This is a genomic window from Anaerocolumna xylanovorans DSM 12503, from assembly GCF_900143645.1.
Classification (GTDB): Bacteria; Bacillota; Clostridia; order Lachnospirales; family Lachnospiraceae; genus Anaerocolumna; species Anaerocolumna xylanovorans.
The window spans coordinates 1215692-1233289 of the sequence record NZ_FRFD01000003.1 but is presented as its reverse complement, the minus strand read 5'-3'; the positions used below and the strand labels follow the sequence as shown (position 1 = coordinate 1233289).

General features: G+C 39.8%; 18 protein-coding genes. 16 read left to right on the top strand and 2 right to left on the bottom strand.

The window, feature by feature from the left end; translation table 11 throughout:
- Positions 1 to 8: 8 nt before the first annotated feature.
- A complete protein-coding gene (locus tag BUF11_RS05235) occupies positions 9 to 728 on the top strand; it encodes a CpsB/CapC family capsule biosynthesis tyrosine phosphatase (protein ID WP_073587679.1) in 720 nt (239 codons plus the stop codon).
- Here BUF11_RS05235 and lexA read toward each other — a convergent pair.
- Positions 711 to 1325, bottom strand: coding sequence for a transcriptional repressor LexA (lexA, locus tag BUF11_RS05230; RefSeq protein ID WP_073587678.1), 615 nt, complete (start codon positions 1323 to 1325; stop codon positions 711 to 713). The genes BUF11_RS05235 and lexA overlap by 18 nt on opposite strands.
- Positions 1326 to 1631: 306 nt before the next feature.
- Between lexA and BUF11_RS05225 the strand changes: the two genes are divergently transcribed.
- Both BUF11_RS05225 and BUF11_RS05220 read left to right on the top strand, forming a co-directional pair.
- Positions 1632 to 1994, top strand: a complete 363-nt coding sequence (locus tag BUF11_RS05225; RefSeq protein WP_175561977.1) for a LysM peptidoglycan-binding domain-containing protein — start codon at positions 1632 to 1634, stop codon at positions 1992 to 1994.
- 178 nt (positions 1995 to 2172) lie between these two features.
- Positions 2173 to 3492: a nucleotide sugar dehydrogenase gene (locus tag BUF11_RS05220; RefSeq protein ID WP_073587677.1), complete on the top strand. Its 1320-nt coding sequence runs from the start codon at positions 2173 to 2175 to the stop codon at positions 3490 to 3492.
- Between the two features lie 59 nt (positions 3493 to 3551).
- Here BUF11_RS05220 and BUF11_RS24260 read toward each other — a convergent pair whose 3' ends face one another.
- The gene (locus BUF11_RS24260) at positions 3552 to 3884 is read right to left on the bottom strand and encodes a hypothetical protein (RefSeq protein ID WP_073587676.1); all 333 of its coding nucleotides are present in this window, start codon (positions 3882 to 3884) and stop codon (positions 3552 to 3554) included.
- Between the two features lie 212 nt (positions 3885 to 4096).
- Here BUF11_RS24260 and BUF11_RS05210 point away from each other — a divergent pair, with 212 nt between their 5' ends.
- From BUF11_RS05210 to BUF11_RS05150, 13 genes are all read left to right on the top strand, one after another.
- Complete coding sequence (locus BUF11_RS05210) at positions 4097 to 5233, top strand: UDP-N-acetylglucosamine 4,6-dehydratase family protein (protein WP_073587675.1); 1137 nt, start codon at positions 4097 to 4099, stop codon at positions 5231 to 5233.
- Positions 5234 to 5321: 88 nt separating this feature from the next.
- On the top strand, positions 5322 to 6002 hold the full coding sequence (locus BUF11_RS05205) for a PIG-L deacetylase family protein (protein ID WP_073587950.1): 681 nt from the start codon (positions 5322 to 5324) through the stop codon (positions 6000 to 6002).
- 40 nt (positions 6003 to 6042) lie between these two features.
- Positions 6043 to 6660 (top strand): sugar transferase, encoded by a 618-nt coding sequence (locus BUF11_RS05200; protein ID WP_073587949.1) that lies wholly within the window; start codon positions 6043 to 6045, stop codon positions 6658 to 6660.
- Positions 6657 to 7352, top strand: coding sequence for a WbqC family protein (locus BUF11_RS05195; RefSeq protein WP_073587674.1), 696 nt, complete (start codon positions 6657 to 6659; stop codon positions 7350 to 7352). The genes BUF11_RS05200 and BUF11_RS05195 overlap by 4 nt, the downstream gene beginning before the upstream one ends.
- On the top strand, positions 7349 to 8455 hold the full coding sequence (locus BUF11_RS05190) for a glycosyltransferase family 4 protein (RefSeq protein ID WP_073587673.1): 1107 nt from the start codon (positions 7349 to 7351) through the stop codon (positions 8453 to 8455). Before BUF11_RS05195 ends, BUF11_RS05190 begins: the two co-directional genes overlap by 4 nt.
- A gap of 13 nt (positions 8456 to 8468) precedes the next feature.
- Positions 8469 to 9833 carry a phenylacetate--CoA ligase family protein gene (locus BUF11_RS05185; protein ID WP_073587672.1) on the top strand — a complete coding sequence of 455 codons (1365 nt, stop codon included), beginning with the start codon at positions 8469 to 8471 and terminating at the stop codon, positions 9831 to 9833.
- A 54-nt stretch (positions 9834 to 9887) separates the two neighbouring features.
- A complete protein-coding gene (locus tag BUF11_RS05180; protein ID WP_175561976.1) occupies positions 9888 to 10844 on the top strand; it encodes a glycosyltransferase family 2 protein in 957 nt (318 codons plus the stop codon).
- Positions 10845 to 10870: 26 nt separating this feature from the next.
- Entirely contained in the window at positions 10871 to 12169 is a 1299-nt protein-coding gene (locus tag BUF11_RS05175; RefSeq protein WP_073587670.1) for a glycosyltransferase family protein, read from the top strand.
- A 37-nt stretch (positions 12170 to 12206) separates the two neighbouring features.
- Positions 12207 to 13334 (top strand): polysaccharide biosynthesis C-terminal domain-containing protein, encoded by a 1128-nt coding sequence (locus BUF11_RS05170; protein ID WP_073587669.1) that lies wholly within the window; start codon positions 12207 to 12209, stop codon positions 13332 to 13334.
- A gap of 27 nt (positions 13335 to 13361) precedes the next feature.
- Positions 13362 to 14384, top strand: a complete 1023-nt coding sequence (locus BUF11_RS05165; RefSeq protein WP_073587668.1) for a polysaccharide biosynthesis protein — start codon at positions 13362 to 13364, stop codon at positions 14382 to 14384.
- A gap of 70 nt (positions 14385 to 14454) precedes the next feature.
- On the top strand, positions 14455 to 15228 hold the full coding sequence (locus tag BUF11_RS05160; RefSeq protein ID WP_073587667.1) for an NAD-dependent epimerase/dehydratase family protein: 774 nt from the start codon (positions 14455 to 14457) through the stop codon (positions 15226 to 15228).
- Positions 15206 to 16462, top strand: coding sequence for a glycosyltransferase (locus tag BUF11_RS05155; protein ID WP_073587666.1), 1257 nt, complete (start codon positions 15206 to 15208; stop codon positions 16460 to 16462). Before BUF11_RS05160 ends, BUF11_RS05155 begins: the two co-directional genes overlap by 23 nt.
- Before the next feature lie 49 nt (positions 16463 to 16511).
- Positions 16512 to 17582, top strand: a complete 1071-nt coding sequence (locus tag BUF11_RS05150; protein ID WP_073587665.1) for an EpsG family protein — start codon at positions 16512 to 16514, stop codon at positions 17580 to 17582.
- Positions 17583 to 17598 lie beyond the last annotated feature (16 nt).

Sequence of the window (17598 nt, the reverse complement as noted above, 5' to 3'; positions counted from 1 at the left end):
AGATAAGTATGGTTGATATGCACACTCATATATTACCTGGCATTGATGACGGAGCTTCATCAAGTGAGGAAGCAATTATGATGACAGAATACCTGTACTACCAAAAGGTAACTGCAGCTGTATGCACACCTCATTTTTATCCCATGGAAATGACATTGGAGGAATTCGTTAAGAAAAGAGCCAATGCCATGGAAGCCGTGTCCCACAGTAAAATAGAGCTGATCGCTGCCAGTGAAACCCATCTCCACCGTTACCTTTACAACAATAATGATTTAAAACCACTTTGCATTGAGAATACCAGTTATCTGCTCATAGAATTGCCTGCCATGAAATCCTGGACAGGTGAATATATGGAGGATATTGATAAACTAATAGGGTATTATAATGTTAATCCAATCATTGCGCATATAGACCGCTATAAACCGCTTATGAGAAACAAAAAGCTTTTAAAGAAATTAAAAAACATGGGATGTCTTCTGCAAATGAATACCTCTGCAGTTATTAAACCGGATACAAAAAGAAGGGCTTTAAGCCTGATAGAAAATGGATATGTAGATTTACTGGGCAGCGATTGCCATAATATATCTTTCCGGCCTCCTGTTATAGGGGAGGCCAGAAGAATTATTGTTCACAAACTGGGTGAAAAAACCTGGGATAAATTAATGAATAATGCTTACATGATTATAAATTCTGCCTTAAACAGCGGCCGTTCAGAACATACGGAATAGTCCGATAACCTTTCCGAGGATTTCAAGTTCTTTTACGATTATTGGCTTCATAGTATCGTTTTCAGGCTGTAAACGGTAATAACCGTCTTCTTTATAAAAGGTTTTTACTGTCACAGAGTCTTCTATGAGAGCTACAACAAAATCACCGTTTGAAGCATGGGGCTGTTTCTGGACAAGTATCTGATCCCCATCCATAATACCGGCATTAATCATGCTTTCACCCTTTACCTTTAACATAAAGGTCTCTTCATTGGGCATATACTCTGAGGGAATAGGAAAATAACCTTCAATATTTTCAACTGCAAGTATAGGCAGACCGGCTGTAATAGTTCCGACAATTGGAACATTGACCATCTCCCTTTTGGATAAATTGAAAGTATCATCTGTAATTTCAATTGCTCTTGGCTTTGATGGGTCACGCCTTATGTATCCGTTTTTTTCCAGAGTTTCTAAATGTGAATGTACGGAAGAGGTAGATTTTAACTTCACTGCTTCACAAATTTCTCTGACAGCAGGCGGATAACCTCTTGATAATGTCTGCTGTTTTAAATATTCAAGAATTTCCCTTTGTTTGGGGCTTATTTTGCCATAACTCATTCATATATCCTCCATTTAATTGAAACTTATCATATTAATATATTAAAAGTCATATTTATGCTTTCATTGCAAACATTATAACATGGTTTCCCACGGAATGCAAAACTTATGTTCGCTTTTTGAGTTTTTTTTTCCGGGGAAATATAAAAATTGTTATTGACAAACGTTTGTTTGGGTATTATAATCAAAACATAAACAAACGTTCGCAACATGTGTTCGCAACATACGTTCGTATAACATTATTTTATACTGTAAAATTCATATAGTATGCCATTTACGGAAGATAAGATTATAGGAGGAATTATTATGAATCAATCAACATTTGCTTTCATTACAAGACAGTTACCGGCAGATATCAGACGCTTCCTGCATAAGAAGCAATTTGTTGCAATGCTTGGGATTCTGATTGCAATAACATTGATGATATCCTTTCTTTTAAAACCAACGGACGTAACGGCACAAAGACTTCATGATTCCAAGAAACAGGTTGTAAGCATACAGATTAATAAAGGAGATACTCTATGGAGTATTGCCGGCAGATACATAACAGATGACTATAAGGATATGAATTCTTATATCAGGGAGATTAAAGAAACAAATCGCCTTTATTCCGACACTATCCACGAAGGCGGCTATATTGTTGTACCATACTATGCGCAAGGGGAATAGGCTGTATCAGCTTATAAACCGTCTGATTCCTTCTGAATACACCACTTTGAAAAATAGACTGTCAGGTTACTGGCAGTCTATTTTTTGTGGCAAAAAGCAAGGGATATCATAATATGGAAGAGGGGGGAGTATAAAAAATTTATATTTTGAGTGCTGCAATAAGAGTGAGGTAGTTTTTATGAGTTTGGCAATGGATTTATTAAATAAAAAAGAAAGTCTTTCTGTTGTAGGGCTTGGCTATGTAGGCATGCCCCTGGCCTTGGCTTTCTCCAAAGTATACGATGTTATCGGTTATGATATCAGCATAGAAGTCATAAAGAAATATCAGATGGGAATTGACCCTACCAGAGAAGTTGGAGATGAAGCCATAAAAGAGGCAGCAATTGAATTCACAAATGATGAAGAAAAGCTTCGTATGGCAAAGTTTCACATTATCGCTGTTCCCACACCCGTTACTTCTTACAAAATGCCAGATCTTAATCCGGTGGAAACGGCAAGCAAGATTGTTGGGAGAAATCTCTTAAAGGGTTCTGTTGTTGTTTATGAATCTACGGTATATCCTGGCGTTACGGAAGAAATCTGCATCCCTATTCTGGAGAAAGCCTCCGGATTAACCTGTGGAAAAGACTTTAAGGTAGGTTATTCACCGGAAAGAATTAATCCGGGAGATAAGGTTCACAGGCTTGAGAGTATAAGAAAAATTGTATCGGGAATGGATGAAGAAAGTCTTAAGGAAATAGCAGAGGTCTACAGTCAGATTATTACTGCCGGGGTGTATCCGGTAAGCAGCATTAAGGTGGCAGAAGCAGCAAAGGTCGTTGAAAACAGCCAGCGGGATATCAATATTGCTTTTATGAATGAACTTGCTATGGTATTTGACCGTATGCAGATAGATACAAAAGAGGTTATTGAAGCAATGAGTTCGAAATGGAATTCTCTGAATTTCTATCCCGGTCTTGTGGGCGGACATTGTATTGGAGTGGATCCATATTATTTCATATTTGAGGCAGAACGGCTTGGATACCATTCCCAGATTATACTTTCCGGCCGAAAAATTAATGATGCAATGGGAGAATACATCGCGGATATTATTCTAAAAAAACTGATACTTACTAACAGGCCGGTGAAAGACAGTAAGGTAGTTATCCTTGGGATTACCTTTAAAGAAAACTGTCCGGATATCAGAAATACAAAGATCGTGGACATTTGTGAAAAGCTTAAGGAGTACGGTATTAAGCCTGTTGTATCCGATCCGTTGGCAGATAGAGCGGAAACGAAAAAGCATTACGGAATAGAGCTCGTTTCCAGGGAAGATATCAAGGAGGCAGACTGTATTGTATTTGCCGTTGCCCATGATGAATATAAGGCTTTAACGGAAGAAGAAATTCTTAAGATGTTCCGTACAGGTAAGGCAGAAGAGAGAGTCTTAATAGATATAAAAGGGATCCTTGATAAAAAAGGATGGCAGGAAAAAGGGTATCAATTCTGGAGGCTCTAAATCATGAAGAACTTTTATAATATAAGCAAAAAAATAGGCCCTTACGGACCTATTTTTTCTTAGGTATCTCTGCGAAGCCTGCATAAAATCCAGCCGAAGAGACCTGAAATTCCTCCTATTACCGCGCCGATCAAAAGACTTAGAATAATAAATCTTCTCGTAAACTGCAGACAATCGAAGGAGTCAACCAGCATTGGAAAATGGGTTATATCCTTAAAAATAAACAATCCCCAGATATCAATAAGAAATATAAATAAACTAAATATCAGGGCAGTAAAGATGCTGCTGGTTTTGCGGCAAAAAGCAACAAGTCGGAAAATTCTATCCGCAAAAATGCCGGAAATAAAGAGTATCAGTAGCATTATTATAAATTGCATTACAGTATAAACCATTAAATTTTCCTGCTCCTTTCGAAACTATAAATTAATTGTATGAAAACTTTCATACAATATAGTTCTTTTATATTTTATGATATATATGATTTATTGTTACATAATGCGACCTGTCTTAGGGGATTTACGGATGCAAATGTCACATTATCGAAAATAAAAGAATATATTAATATAGTTTTGAGAGAAAATCTGACCGGGAAGGGGCAGTTAAGTTGAGCAGTAAAGATATCATTCATTGCAAAAGAGGAAAACTGAATCTAATACCGGATGAGCTACTGGGAAGAAAGCCTGTCAGCCTTATGAAGGAGGATGTACAGAGTTTTTTAACGGATAAAGTTATTCTTGTGACAGGAGGAGGAGGCACCATTGGCTCTGAAATATGCAGGCAGGCTATAAGTGCAGGACAGCTTATTATTCTTGATAATTATGAAAATAATGCCTATGAGCTGCAGCAGGAACTAAGCCGTGCTCACAAAAACCTGAACCTAAAGGTAGAGATTGCATCTATTCAGGACCGTTTTGCTGTAGATAGTATTTTTAAAAAATATCATCCGCAGCTGGTATTCCATGCAGCTGCCCATAAACATGTGCCGCTTATGGAAGATTGCCCAGCAGAAGCTGTTAAAAATAACATTTTTGGCACCTATAATGTCATAACTGCTGCCAAAGAGTATAAAGCAGAAAAGTTTGTTCTGATATCTACTGATAAGGCTGTAAACCCTACGAATGTCATGGGTGCCAGTAAGCGCTTTTGTGAAATGCTTCTTCAAAGTATGAAGAATTGTGAAAGTACCAGGTTTGCAGCAGTACGTTTTGGTAATGTGTTAGGCTCCAATGGTTCTGTTATTCCCCTTTTTCAATCCCAGATAGATAAGGGAGGCCCGATTACTCTGACAGATAAAAATATTGTACGGTATTTTATGACGGTAACAGAGGCAGCCTGCCTGGTATTAAAGGCGGGAGAAATGGCTTCAAGTGCGGAAATATATGTCCTTGACATGGGAAAGCCGGTTCGGATATTAAAGCTTGCAGAAAGGCTCATAAAACTTAATGGATATATTCCATATAAGGATATTGACATCATTGAAACAGGTTTAAGACCGGGAGAAAAATTATATGAAGAACTTATAGCGGATAAAAACGAACTAACTGCAACGGTAAATCATAAGATATTTATTGAAAAGCAGGAAGAATTTGAGTTGTCTTTGATAACCCATTCCCTTGAACAGTTAAAGGAAGCCGTAAGAACCGGATCTTCCGAAAAAATCCGGATGGCCTTAAAGGAGGCAGTCCCTACCTATAAGGAACCATCTGAGGTCAATAAACGGTTAAGGGATTTTCTGAAATGAGGAAAGGTTGAAAGAATTATATTCTTTCAACCGGAGATTTGTGCTGCGCACAAAGTCTCCAGACTTTGGAAGGAGCATGGTTATAAAAATGAATTATTTATTTGTTGTAGCACATCCCGATGACGAAGTATTAGGAGCAGGCGGTACGATTGGAAAATTAGCCGAAGAAGGAAATAAAGTAGAGGTGTGTATTCTTTGCGGTGAAGCAAAAGCCAGAAAAAACAGGCCAAAAATAAATAAACTTAGGCAGGACCTTATAAACTGCTGCAAAATACTGGGGGTAAGAAAAGTTTATCTGGGAAACTTCCCGAATATTGAGTTTAATACTGTTCCGCATATCAGGCTGGTGCAATTTATAGAAGAAATCCTAATAGCCTCTGCGGCAGATGTTGTATTTACCCATCATCCGGCAGACGTAAACAATGACCATCACCAGACTTCTCTGGCATGTCAGGCAGCCATACGGCTCTTTCAAAGGAATACAGACAGGAAGCCGGTTAAGGAGCTGTTCTTTATGGAAATTCCTTCTTCAACGGAATGGTCTCTCAATTCTTCCCTGCATCCCTTTATACCCAATGTATTTATAGAAATCAAAGAAAGCGGGCTTTTAAAAAAGCTGGATGCCCTATCCCAGTATGAAGGAGTTATGAGAGAGTACCCCCACCCCAGAAGTGAAGAAGCAATAAAAGGCCTTGCCAGCTTTAGAGGATGCCAGGCAGGACTTTTATATGCGGAAGGATTTGAGCTTGTATTCAAAAGAGAGGTATAGAAGGAAGAAACGTAAGTATTCATCCGGAGGTAATGCAGGCATGAGTAAGCTATATGAAAGAAAAGGAAAGAGGATGTTTGACTTTGTAATTAGCCTTGCGGCCGTATTACTTTTGTTTCCGCTGCTGCTTATTATAGGCATAATCATTAAGCTTGAGGACGGCGGCGGAATTTTGTTTACTCAATACAGGCTGGGAAAGAACCGCGTACCTTTTAAAATATATAAATTCAGAACGATGAAGGAGAATCACGAAGATCCTGATATACGGGCCTTTAAGGGAGATAAAAGAATAACCGGAACGGGTGCATTTCTTAGAAGAACCAGCCTGGATGAATTGCCGCAATTTATTAATATCTTAAAAGGAGATATGGCAATTGTAGGACCAAGACCCATTTTACCGGAGGAAGGTACGACTTCAGAAGAAGATTTTCCATATGAAAAGAGATTTTCCTGCCTTCCGGGATTATTCTGTACGGTAGATATGAAATACCGTGCAGCAGCAGACAGAGAACTGCAATTTACGATGGATGTTTCCTATGCTGAAAATATAAGCTTTAGGAAAGATATTGCAATTACCTTTTCCACAGCAGTTACCGTACTTCTTGGAAGGAATGTCTACAGTCAAAAGCTTGAGAAAGAGAGAGGGAAGAAGCTATGAGAGTTGCTATCCATCAGCCGGACTATATTCCGTATTTGGGGTATTTTTATAAGATATCCAAGGCTGATTTGTTTGTTTACCTGGATGAGGCCCAATTTTCCAATGATAACATGCACCATAGGAATGTAATTAAAACTCCCCAGGGAAGAAAAAGACTGACCATACCTCTGGATTATCATTTTAAGGATGCCATTAATGAGGTACGAACCAAGGATGAGCTTGGCTGGAAGGAAGAGCATCTGACACTCTTAGCTGCTAATTACAGCAAGACTAAGTATTACAAGGAGATATATCCGTTAATAAGAGAGCTTCTTCTTACAAAATATGAAAATCTGGCAGATATGAATATGACGATCAATCATTTTATCCTTTCAGGCTTTGGACTTCGTACTGCCATTGTAAAGGCTTCGGAGTTGAAGGTGGACTCCAAAAAAGAAAAGAGAATCTTAGATATTTGCACACTGCTTAAAGCAAATGAGTATTATTCGGGTCTGGGAGCAAAAAGTTATCAAAGTGAAGAGGATTTTGCAAACAGAGGAATCATGCTTACTTATACGGATTACAAAGTTTTTGATTACCCGCAGCAATGGGGTGGTTTCGAGGAGAATATGTCAATCCTTGATTTTTTATTTAACTGCGGTTTTGACTGGAACAGAGTACTTGAGGGTGTCAGGAAGGATGAACAGCTATGAAGGTATTAATAGGGGCAAGCTACGGACCCGCTCTGCTTAATTTCAGGAAAGATTTTATTCAGGAAACAGTAAAAAGAGGACATCAGGTAATATGTGTATCCGCAGAATCCGGAGAACTAATGGAGGCAGATATCAGGATTCTTGGAGCTTCCTATGAGTCCGTGGGAGGCAGCAGAACCGGAATGAATCTTATGGAGAATCTGGCCGTATTTTTTCGTTATATCCATGTGATTCGAAAAGTGAAACCGGATATCTGCTTTTTCTTTATGGCAAAACCAATTGTGTTTGGCGGGAGTGCTGCTATTCTTTGCAGAGTAAAGCATATCTACTCCTTTGTTACCGGATTGGAAACTGTATTCTACACGAAGGGAATAAAGGATTTTATGATAAGGAATATGCTCTGCCTGTTTTATACCTTTATTTTCCATCATAACGAAAAGTGCTTCTTTATGAATCAGGATGACTTTAAAAGTATGAGGAAGAGACATCTCATAAAGAAAGGGAAAGAAGTGATTGTGAACGGTTCCGGAGTAAATATGGAGCATTTTGAAAGAATTCCGATTCCTGATTCTCCTTGTGTCTGTATGACTGCAAGGCTGGTACAAGGAAAGGGTGTAAAGGAGTATTGCAGTGCAGCTTCCAGCCTTAAGAAAAAGCATCCACAAGCAGATTTCCTATTGGTAGGCGGACTTGATGAGCATAAGGACGCTATTTTAGAAGAAGAACTTATTTCCTATCTGGAGGACGGAGCAGTTACCTACTGCGGATATGCCGATGATGTAAGGCCATATCTGAAAAAATGTTCCGTTTTTGTGCTGCCTTCCTATCATGAAGGGAACGGACGAAGTATTGTAGAGGCAATGGCAGCAGGAAGGGCAATTGTAACCACCAATGCACCCGGCTGTAAAGAGACCGTTATCGAAGGATACAACGGATTTTTAGTACCGGTAGGCGACAGTCCCTCCCTGGCAGAAAAAATTGACCTGTTGCTGCAAAAGAAAGAGCTTCGTGAAAGTATGGGAGAGAACTCTTATCTCTTATGCAGGGAGAAGTTTGAGGTAAGACAGATAAATACCATCCTGTTAAATACTATGGGACTGTAAAAGGGGTGTGTTAATGAAAGAATATATGCTTTTGATGTATTACCGGCTGCCGGTTCCGCTTCAAAATCTAGCTGTAAGCCTCTATGGTTTGCTTTTGTATCAGCAGCGCTATAGGGGAGTTTATAAGAAGTACTTAAAACTTTACTCGAAAGCTACCCACAGGGATGCAAAAAAAGAACAGAAAATCCAGGACAAAAAATTCATCCGTCTGCTGCATTATGCTGTTAAAAACAGCCCTTTCTACCGTGAATTCTATAAAAACATACCATGGGAGGAAATAACATCCGCTGCTGACATTGTAAAGCTTCCTGTCCTTTCAAAAGATACTCTAAGAGATAACATTAAAAATGTTTATACGATTCCAAAGAGGAGAAGTATTACCTTTTATACCGGAGGAACAACAGGTATTCCTTTGGGGGTAAGGAAACGAAAGATTGATGTCAGAAAGCGAATGGCCTATCTGGACGCCTATAAGCTTACCTTTGGGGTTCGTAATAATAAAATGAGGTCTGCCAGGTTCTTCGGAAAGAAAATCCTAGAAGATAATCCGAAAAAGCCAATCTTCTGGAGGAATAATTACATTGGGAGACAGAGGTTTTATTCTACCTACCATCTTACAGAGAAAAACCTGCCATACTATGTGGCAGATCTAAACCGTTATAAACCGGCGGCCATTGACGGGTTTGTCTCTGCCATTTATACCGTTGCCAAATATATGGAGGATAATGGTATAAAGCCGTCCTTTAAGCCAAAGGCAGTATTTACGACCTCAGAGACGGTACTGCCTTTTTACCGTGAAACCATTGAAAAAGTTTTTGGCTGTCCCCTCACAGACCAATATGCTTCCAATGAGGGGGCTCCATTTATCATCCAGTGCAGATGCGGCTCTTACCATGAGGCTATTGATACCGGAATTTTTGAGCATCTTCCGGCAGAAGGAGGTATGAAGCTTTTAGTTACCGGCTTTGATACCTTTGGTACGCCCCTTATCCGTTATGATATAGGAGATAGGATAATTCCTGCTGATAAGGATACTGTCTGCCCCTGTCACAGTTCCCACCCTGTAATAGAGGGTATTTCCGGCAGGGAAGCTGCATTTTTAGTAACTGCGGAGGGAAGAGTCAGTGAGGTCCAATTATCCGTATTTGTAAGCAGCCTCTTAAAGACAGTAAACCAGATGCAGTTTATACAAAAGAAAGATGGTGGGGTACATGTGCTTTGTATTCCGGTAGGAAAGGATACGGTATGGGAACGGGAAAGAATTCTTGCAGCTTTAAGGCAGTTTTTTGGCCCGGGAACAAAGATCACCTTAGAGGTTACCGACTCTCTCTGCCGGCAAAAAAGCGGGAAGTTCCAACTCATACGAAAAGAAGAATGACTGGAATATGATTTATGTAATGGAGGTAAGGTTGAAAGGAGCATGGTTATAGCAATGAAGGAAAATATTCTTGTAAGTGTAATTATACCTGTCTATCAAACAGAAAAATACTTATGGCGTTGTGTAGAAAGTGTCAGAAAGCAGTCCTATAAAAATCTTGAAATACTCTTAATTGATGACGGCTCAACAGACAAAAGTCCTGCCATCTGTGACAATCTTTCTTTGCTGGATGAGAGAATCAAGGTAGTGCATCAGGCAAACGGCGGAATATCAAGTGCCAGAAATACGGGGTTGAAAAATGCAAAAGGGAAATATATTACTTTTTTAGACAGTGACGATTTCCTCCATGAGCATTTCATAAAATATCTGCTTTCCCTCTGTATACGGCATAAAGCACAGATGGCAGCCTGTAAGCTCTATACCGGAAGCGGTTCTGATTTTAAAGGGGTATCCATGAAAGGAAAAGTACTGGTGTTTGATAAAAAGGAGGCAATCCTAAGCAGGAAGATGAAGTCAGGTGTAGTAGGTAAGCTCTATAAAAGAAAGCTGTTGAAAGACTTATATTTTCCCGTAAGTGATCATTTCAATTACGAGGATGAAGCTTTAAGCTATAAGTTCTTATACCGCTCTGACAAGATAGCGCTGTCTGCCAGGCCATTATATTACTATTACAAAAATACGGAAAGTACGACCAGAAAGGAAAACCATTATAAGCCCACGGACTTTTATGAAGTCTTAAGGGAAAGAATACGTTTCTTTGCAGATAAGGATAAGGAGCTCTTAGAGTATTCCTGGGAATATCTTTGCTTAAATCTGATGCTTTTTTATATTAGCTGCAAGAAGGATAAAAAGAATACCAATGACACCGGAAAGCTTCTTAAACTTTATGAGGAGGCTTATTTTAAGATGTTATACAGTAAAGTTACTCCTCTGCGGTATAAGTTTATGTTCACCTGCTTTTATCTGGCACCGGAGCTGTGTGCTGCTTTTGCCAATAAGGTAAGAGACTGATTTTAAGGAAAGAAGGGGTATGTGATATGAGGGTTTTAGTTCTGACAGAAGAAATCTGGAATGATGGAATTTATCCTGGTAACGTAATGACAAACTGGTTCATGGACTTTCCTGGCACCTTGGCAAATCTATATTTGGCTTCCGGAGAACCGAATAATCCCTGCTGCAGCAGATATTACCAGATAACCGATAAAATGGCTGCTCGAAGCCTTATAACGAAGAAAGGAACCGGCAAATGGTTTTTCACCAGAAGCTACAGGGAAACAGAGAGTTCCGCGAAGATGCGTGATGTAAACAGGATTTCTAATAGGGTAATAAAAAATACATTTGGAGGAACAGCCAGGCTGTGCAGGGATTTTGTATGGTTAAGAAGTGACTTTAAGGACAGCCTGTTAATGGATTTTCTGGAGGATTTCAGGCCGGAGGTAATATTTAGCCTGCGTTTTTACTCCAGAAGAATGTTATATATGGAACGGCTTTTACATTCTGTCACCGGTGCCCCGGTTATTACCTTTACCGGTGATGATGAATATTCCCTGCGCCAGTTAAACTTTTCCCCCTTTTACTGGACCAGAAAGCTGCTTTTTCGGAGGGATTTAAGAAGAACAGCATCTATTTATACGAAATATTTAACTTTATCGGAGAGACAGGCAAAAGAGATGGAAGAGGATTTAGGAGTACCTGCCGGGATTCTTCGAAAAGGCGGGCAATTTACGGAGTACAGCAAAAAAGAAGTAACCGGCCCCATTCGTATAATCTATGCCGGGAGACTTTACTGTAACAGAAATAAGACGCTTGCAGCCATTGCGGAGGCTCTTGCTGCTATTAACGAGAAAGAGGTACTTATAACCCTGGAAATTTATACAAGGGACAAAGTAAATAAAAAAGAGCAAAGGCTGCTCTGTGATGACAGGTCAGTCTTTCTTAGAGACTTTGTTTCACAGGATGAATTAAAAAAGATATATAAAGAATCAGATATTGCACTTCTTACGGAAAGCTTTGACTTAAAAAACAGACTTCTGACCAAGTACTCTTTTTCTACAAAAGTAGTTGACTGTCTGGCTTCTTCCTGTGCGGTTCTTGCCATAGGACCATATGAAAATGAGGGTATCCGATATTTAAAGAAGAATAAAGCGGCAATTTGTATCGGAAAGCAAGAAAATATTTTGCCTGTATTATCACATTTTGTAAAGCACCCGGATAAGATAGAAGTATACCAAAGAAGGGCCTGGGAACTTGGTCAGAGAGAACACCAAAAAGAGAAAATAAAAGATGAGATAAAAGAATTATTTGATATGGCTGTAAATGATAATAAAAACCGGTAACGGGTTGATGTTTTTGATGTTTGTTAGGGGGAAAGGTATGAAGATACTGGTAACCGGGTCAGGCGGTTTTTTAGGAAAGAACCTGATTGCGAATATAGCCGCCCAGAGTGCGGAGCATGTGATTTATACCTATGACAAATCAAATGATTTAGAGGATTTGAAAGCATATACAAAGGAATGTGATTTCGTCTACCATTTTGCAGCAGTACACAGACCGACAAGAGAAGAAGAATTTCTAAAGGTCAATTACGAATTCTTTCATACGCTGCTTGCTCTTTTAAGAGAAAACGGCAATAAATGTCCGGTCTTATATACCTCCTCCATACAGGCAGTACAAAACACTGAGTATGCCAAAAGCAAGCGTATGGCAGAAGAGGCGTTAAGGGAACATGAAAGATTGAATGACAGCAAGGTTTTCATTTACCGGCTTACCAATACTTTTGGCAAATGGGCAAAGCCATGTGCCTATTCTGTTGTAGCGACTTTTTGCTATAACATTGCAAGAGAAAGAGACATTGAGCTTCATAACCCGGACACCTTTATGCGGTTTTATTATGTGGACGATGTAACAGACTCCTTTTTAAGGCATTTAGAGGAGGAAATCCTCCCTGATGCAGACGGTTATTACAGGCTTACGGACGAATATTGTTACACTGTTACATTGAAAGAACTGGCAGATACGATAAGGAATTTTAAGAAGGCCAGAGAGAATAATTATATCCCTGATATGAAAACCCCCTTTACCAAGAAGCTTTACAGTACCTATTTAAGTTATCTTCCCTTAGAGGAGCTTAGAATACCTCTGCTAAGCCACAGGGATGACAGAGGGAGCTTTACAGAAATTTTAAAAACCGAGGACAGGGGACAGATTTCCTTAAATATCACAAAGCCCGGCATCAAAAAGGGAGAGCATTACCATAACACTAAATGTGAAAAATTCCTTGTAATCTCGGGGACGGCACTCCTGCAGCTAAGGCGGGTTGGCTCTAAGGAAATTACAGAATACTTTCTTTCAGGTGATGAACTTTGTATCCTGGAAGTTCCGCCCGGCTTCACTCACAACCTGATTAATATGGGAGAGTCAGACCTTTACACTCTGATATGGGCAAATGAAGTTTTTGATCCGGCCCATCCGGATACTTATCACTGTCCTGTGTCCCTATAAAAAGAAAAAGGCAGAAGGAGGGAGTTCATGTTTAAAAATAAAGTGCTTCTTATAACTGGTGGTACCGGTTCCTTTGGCAATGCGGTGCTTAACCGGTTTTTGGAAAGCAATATCGGTGAGATACGGATTTTTTCAAGAGATGAAAAAAAGCAGGATGATATGAGGCATTTCTATCATTCCAATAAAATAAAGTATTACATTGGGGATGTAAGAAACATAGAAAGCTTAAAGGAAGCCTTTTGCGGTGTAGACTACATTTTCCACAGTGCAGCCCTAAAGCAGGTTCCTTCCTGTGAATTCTTTCCTATGGAGGCGGTTAAGACCAATATCATTGGGACGGATAACGTCCTTACGGCAGCCATAGAAGCCGGAGTTAAGAAGGTTATCTGCCTTTCTACGGATAAGGCAGCCTACCCCATTAATGCTATGGGTACTTCAAAGGCTATGATGGAAAAGGTTATGGCAGCAAAGGCCAGAATGGTATCTGAGGACAAAATCCAGATATGCGGAACCCGCTACGGAAATGTAGCCTGTTCCAGAGGATCGGTAATTCCTTTGTTTGTAGAGCAGATGAAGGCCGGTGAGCCTCTTACGGTAACAAAGCCGGAAATGACACGGTTTATCATGACCTTGGAAGAGGCCGTTGAACTGGTAATCTTTGCTTTTTTGGAAGGAAAAAGCGGAGACATTCTGGTCCAAAAGGCTCCGGCATGTACAATTAAGACTCTTGCACTTGCACTTTGCGAGCTGTTTTCCTATAAAGAGGGAATTAAAATTATCGGGATGCGCCATGGGGAGAAAATGTACGAAACCCTGCTTACAAGAGAAGAGAGCCTCCTTTCCGTAGATATGGGGAACTACTACCGTATACTGCCGGATAACAGGGATCTAAACTATGATATCTATTTTACAAAAGGGGATAAAAGAAAAGGCAGGGCAAGGGAGTACAATTCCAAGAATGCGGCACAGCTTGGCGTAGAAGAGATGAAAGAAAAACTTCTAAACATTCCCTATATCATGAAGGAGTTAGAGCACTTTAAGAACCCGTAAAGCATGGATATTTATTCTGCCTGTAGAATAGAATGTTTCAAAGTGGTGGAAAGAAAAGAGCAATATCTATATGAATATTCTTGTTACCGGAGCGGGCGGTTTCCTTGGCAGGCATATGACGGCTGCCCTAAAGGACATGGAAGGGATAACCGTTTATGAAAGCTTTCATCAGACGAAGAAGGAAGAGGTTGATTCCTATCTTGCAAGCTGTGACTTCATCTATCACCTGGCGGGGGTCAACCGTTCGGATAATATCACGGACTTTACGGAGGGAAATGTCAGACTGACAGAGGAGATTAGGAATGGGCTTGTGAGATTTCATAATCCATGTCCTATTCTATATGCTTCCTCTATTCATGCTATAGTGCCATCTCCCTACGGAAAGAGTAAAAAGGCAGCAGAGGAAGTACTAAGAGCCTATGAGAGAAACTTAAAAAGCAAAGTTTATATTTACCGGCTGACGAATCTCTTTGGAAGCGGTGCCAAACCAAATTATAATTCCGTCGTTGCAACATTTTGCTATAACATTGTAAGAGGACTTCCCATAGTAATTCATGACAGAAATACAATCTTAAACTTATGCTGCATTGAGGATGTTATAAAAGAATTTTGCAGGATTCTAAAGGAAGAGGGATTTAAAGGAGAGGATGGGTATTACGGCATACCGAAGGTATATCAGGCCTCACTGGGAATGATAGCAGATACCCTTTATGCCTTTCATAAAAATGAGGGAAGGTTTGAAGAACTGCCGGAATTTGAAAGGGCTTTGTATCGTACTTTTCTAAGCTATAAAGAAGAATGGGTAAAAGAACGGAGGATTTATGAAGATTCTGCAAATCAATGAAGTATACAAAGTTCTTAGTACGGGTAGAACCACCATGGAATTAGAGGAGTTTCTAAGAGGGAATGGGCATGTAAGCCTTGTCGCTTATGCTTACAGGGAAAGGCCATTGAAGAAAAAAGAAAAGAAGGCAGAGAAGGATAAGGGGCATTATGTAATTGGGACGGCAACAGACAGAAAGGTGCATGCCCTGTGTTCCAGAATAAGCGGCTTGCAAGGGTATTATTCCTATTTGGCAACCTGGCGGCTTACACAGTATATCAAGGAACAAAAGCCGGATATCGTACATCTTCGTAATGTTCACGGTAATTTTTTGAACCTGAACAGGCTGCTTGACTTTCTGGCTAAAAATGATATTCCTTTGGTGATTACACTGCATGACTGTTGGTTTTATACCGGACGCTGCACCCACTATACGGTAAACGGGTGCTACCAGTGGAGAGAAGGGTGCGGGAAGTGTCCGAATAACAGAAATACGCCTCCTTCCTGGTTCTTTGACCGCTGCAGCAAGATGTGGGAGGATAAAAGGAAATATTTCACCGGGATCCATAAGCTTGCAGTAATAGGGGTTTCAGACTGGATAACCAATCAGGCAAAATACTCCTTTTTAAAAGAAGCTTATCTGATAAAAAGAATTTATAACTGGATAGACTTTGATATTTTTAAACCCACTGATGCGGAAGACATCAAAAATACCTTGAATCTAAAGGATAAGTTTGTGATTCTGTCAGTGGCAGCTATTTGGTGTAATGCCAAGGGACTTTCGGGGTTTTTAAAGCTTGCCGGTAAGCTTTCTGACTGTACTATCATACTGGTGGGAAAGATAAACGACACGCTCATCCTTCCGCCCAATATCATAGCAGTTCCTCCAACGAATAACCCCTATAGTCTGGTCAGATTGTATAATTCAGCAGATGTTTATGTATCCCTCTCAAGGGAGGAATCCTTTGGGAAGACCGTTGCAGAGGCTTTAGCCTGCGGGACACCTGTCGTTGCCTGTTCCAGCACAGCCTTAACGGAGCTTGTGGGAAATCATTGCGGTTATACGGTTTTCGGCAGCAGCCTGAAAGGATTCTGCCAAAGTATCTTAAGGATTAGAAAGAATGGAAAGAAGTTTTATTCCGAACATTGCATCCGGTATGCCAATAAGCATTTCTCCAAGGAAGCCTGTGAAAGGGAGTACATAGAAGTTTTTGAAAAGCTCCTGGACGGAAAGAATCAGACAGACACCAAATAAATTCTTCATACATATTCTGACTAAAGGAAGATGAAAGGGAGGAAGGAAAATGCTGCCATATATATCTGTGCTTGTTATACTTGGTGTTTTGGCACTCTTAACAATAAGCGAGACAAAATATTCCGAGGATGGTATTCTTATGGGAAAAAAATCTCCGGTTCTTCTTATTTCCTGCCTCCTTATTTATCTGCTGATGATACTGAAATCTCCGGTTACCGGTGATTATAGCAGGTATGCGGATAATTTTTTTAACTCTACCAAATATAGCTTCCGTTTTTATCTGGAAAGGAAAAAAGAAGCAGGTTTTTATATGTTTACAAAGCTTCTAAGTGAGATAAATCTTAGTACCTTTTTCTACTTTCTGGTTACTTCTTCTATTATATGCATATGTCTGTTTTTCTTTTTAAAACGTTATGCCTATAATAAAAAATATGCCATTTATTTTTACTATACCATAGGGCTTTTTGCCTTTTCCTTAGCAGGATTAAGGCAGACGCTTGCCATGTCCCTGTGCCTTTTGGCTTATGAACCCATAAGAAAGAGAAAACCCCTGCAATTCCTCTTGATAGTAGGAGCAGCTTTCCTTTTTCATAAATCCGCCGTTTTTTTCCTGCCGGCCTATTTCTTAGGACGTATTCCCTGGAAAGCAAAGTACCACATCCCTATCCTTTTAGGCTATGGCTTAACAGGAATTCTTTTTGACAGACTCTATTCCATGGTGGCTGCCTGGATGGATTATGATTACGGTATCGAAAGTACAGGAAACGGAAGTATCTTTCTTATCATCCTGCTAATCATAGGTTTTCTTGGGGTCATTTACCGAAAAGAACTGACGGAACTGGATAAGGACAGTCTGTTGTTTTTAAATATGCATTTTGCTGCAATACTCCTCTGGCTGTTCCGTTTGTTTACCAGAACGGCAGAAAGACCGGCCTTTTACTATCTTTACGCCAGTATTATCCTGCTTGACAGGATACTGTCCTTAAAGGCTAAGGATAATGACAAGGAGATAACGAGAAAGTGTATCCTTCTTTTTTCGCTGGCATTGTTTGGAGTATTTTTTATATACCGTATGCTAAGAGATAATAATCTTATTCCTTATGTTTCGGTATTTCATTAGTTTGCGCTGTAGAATG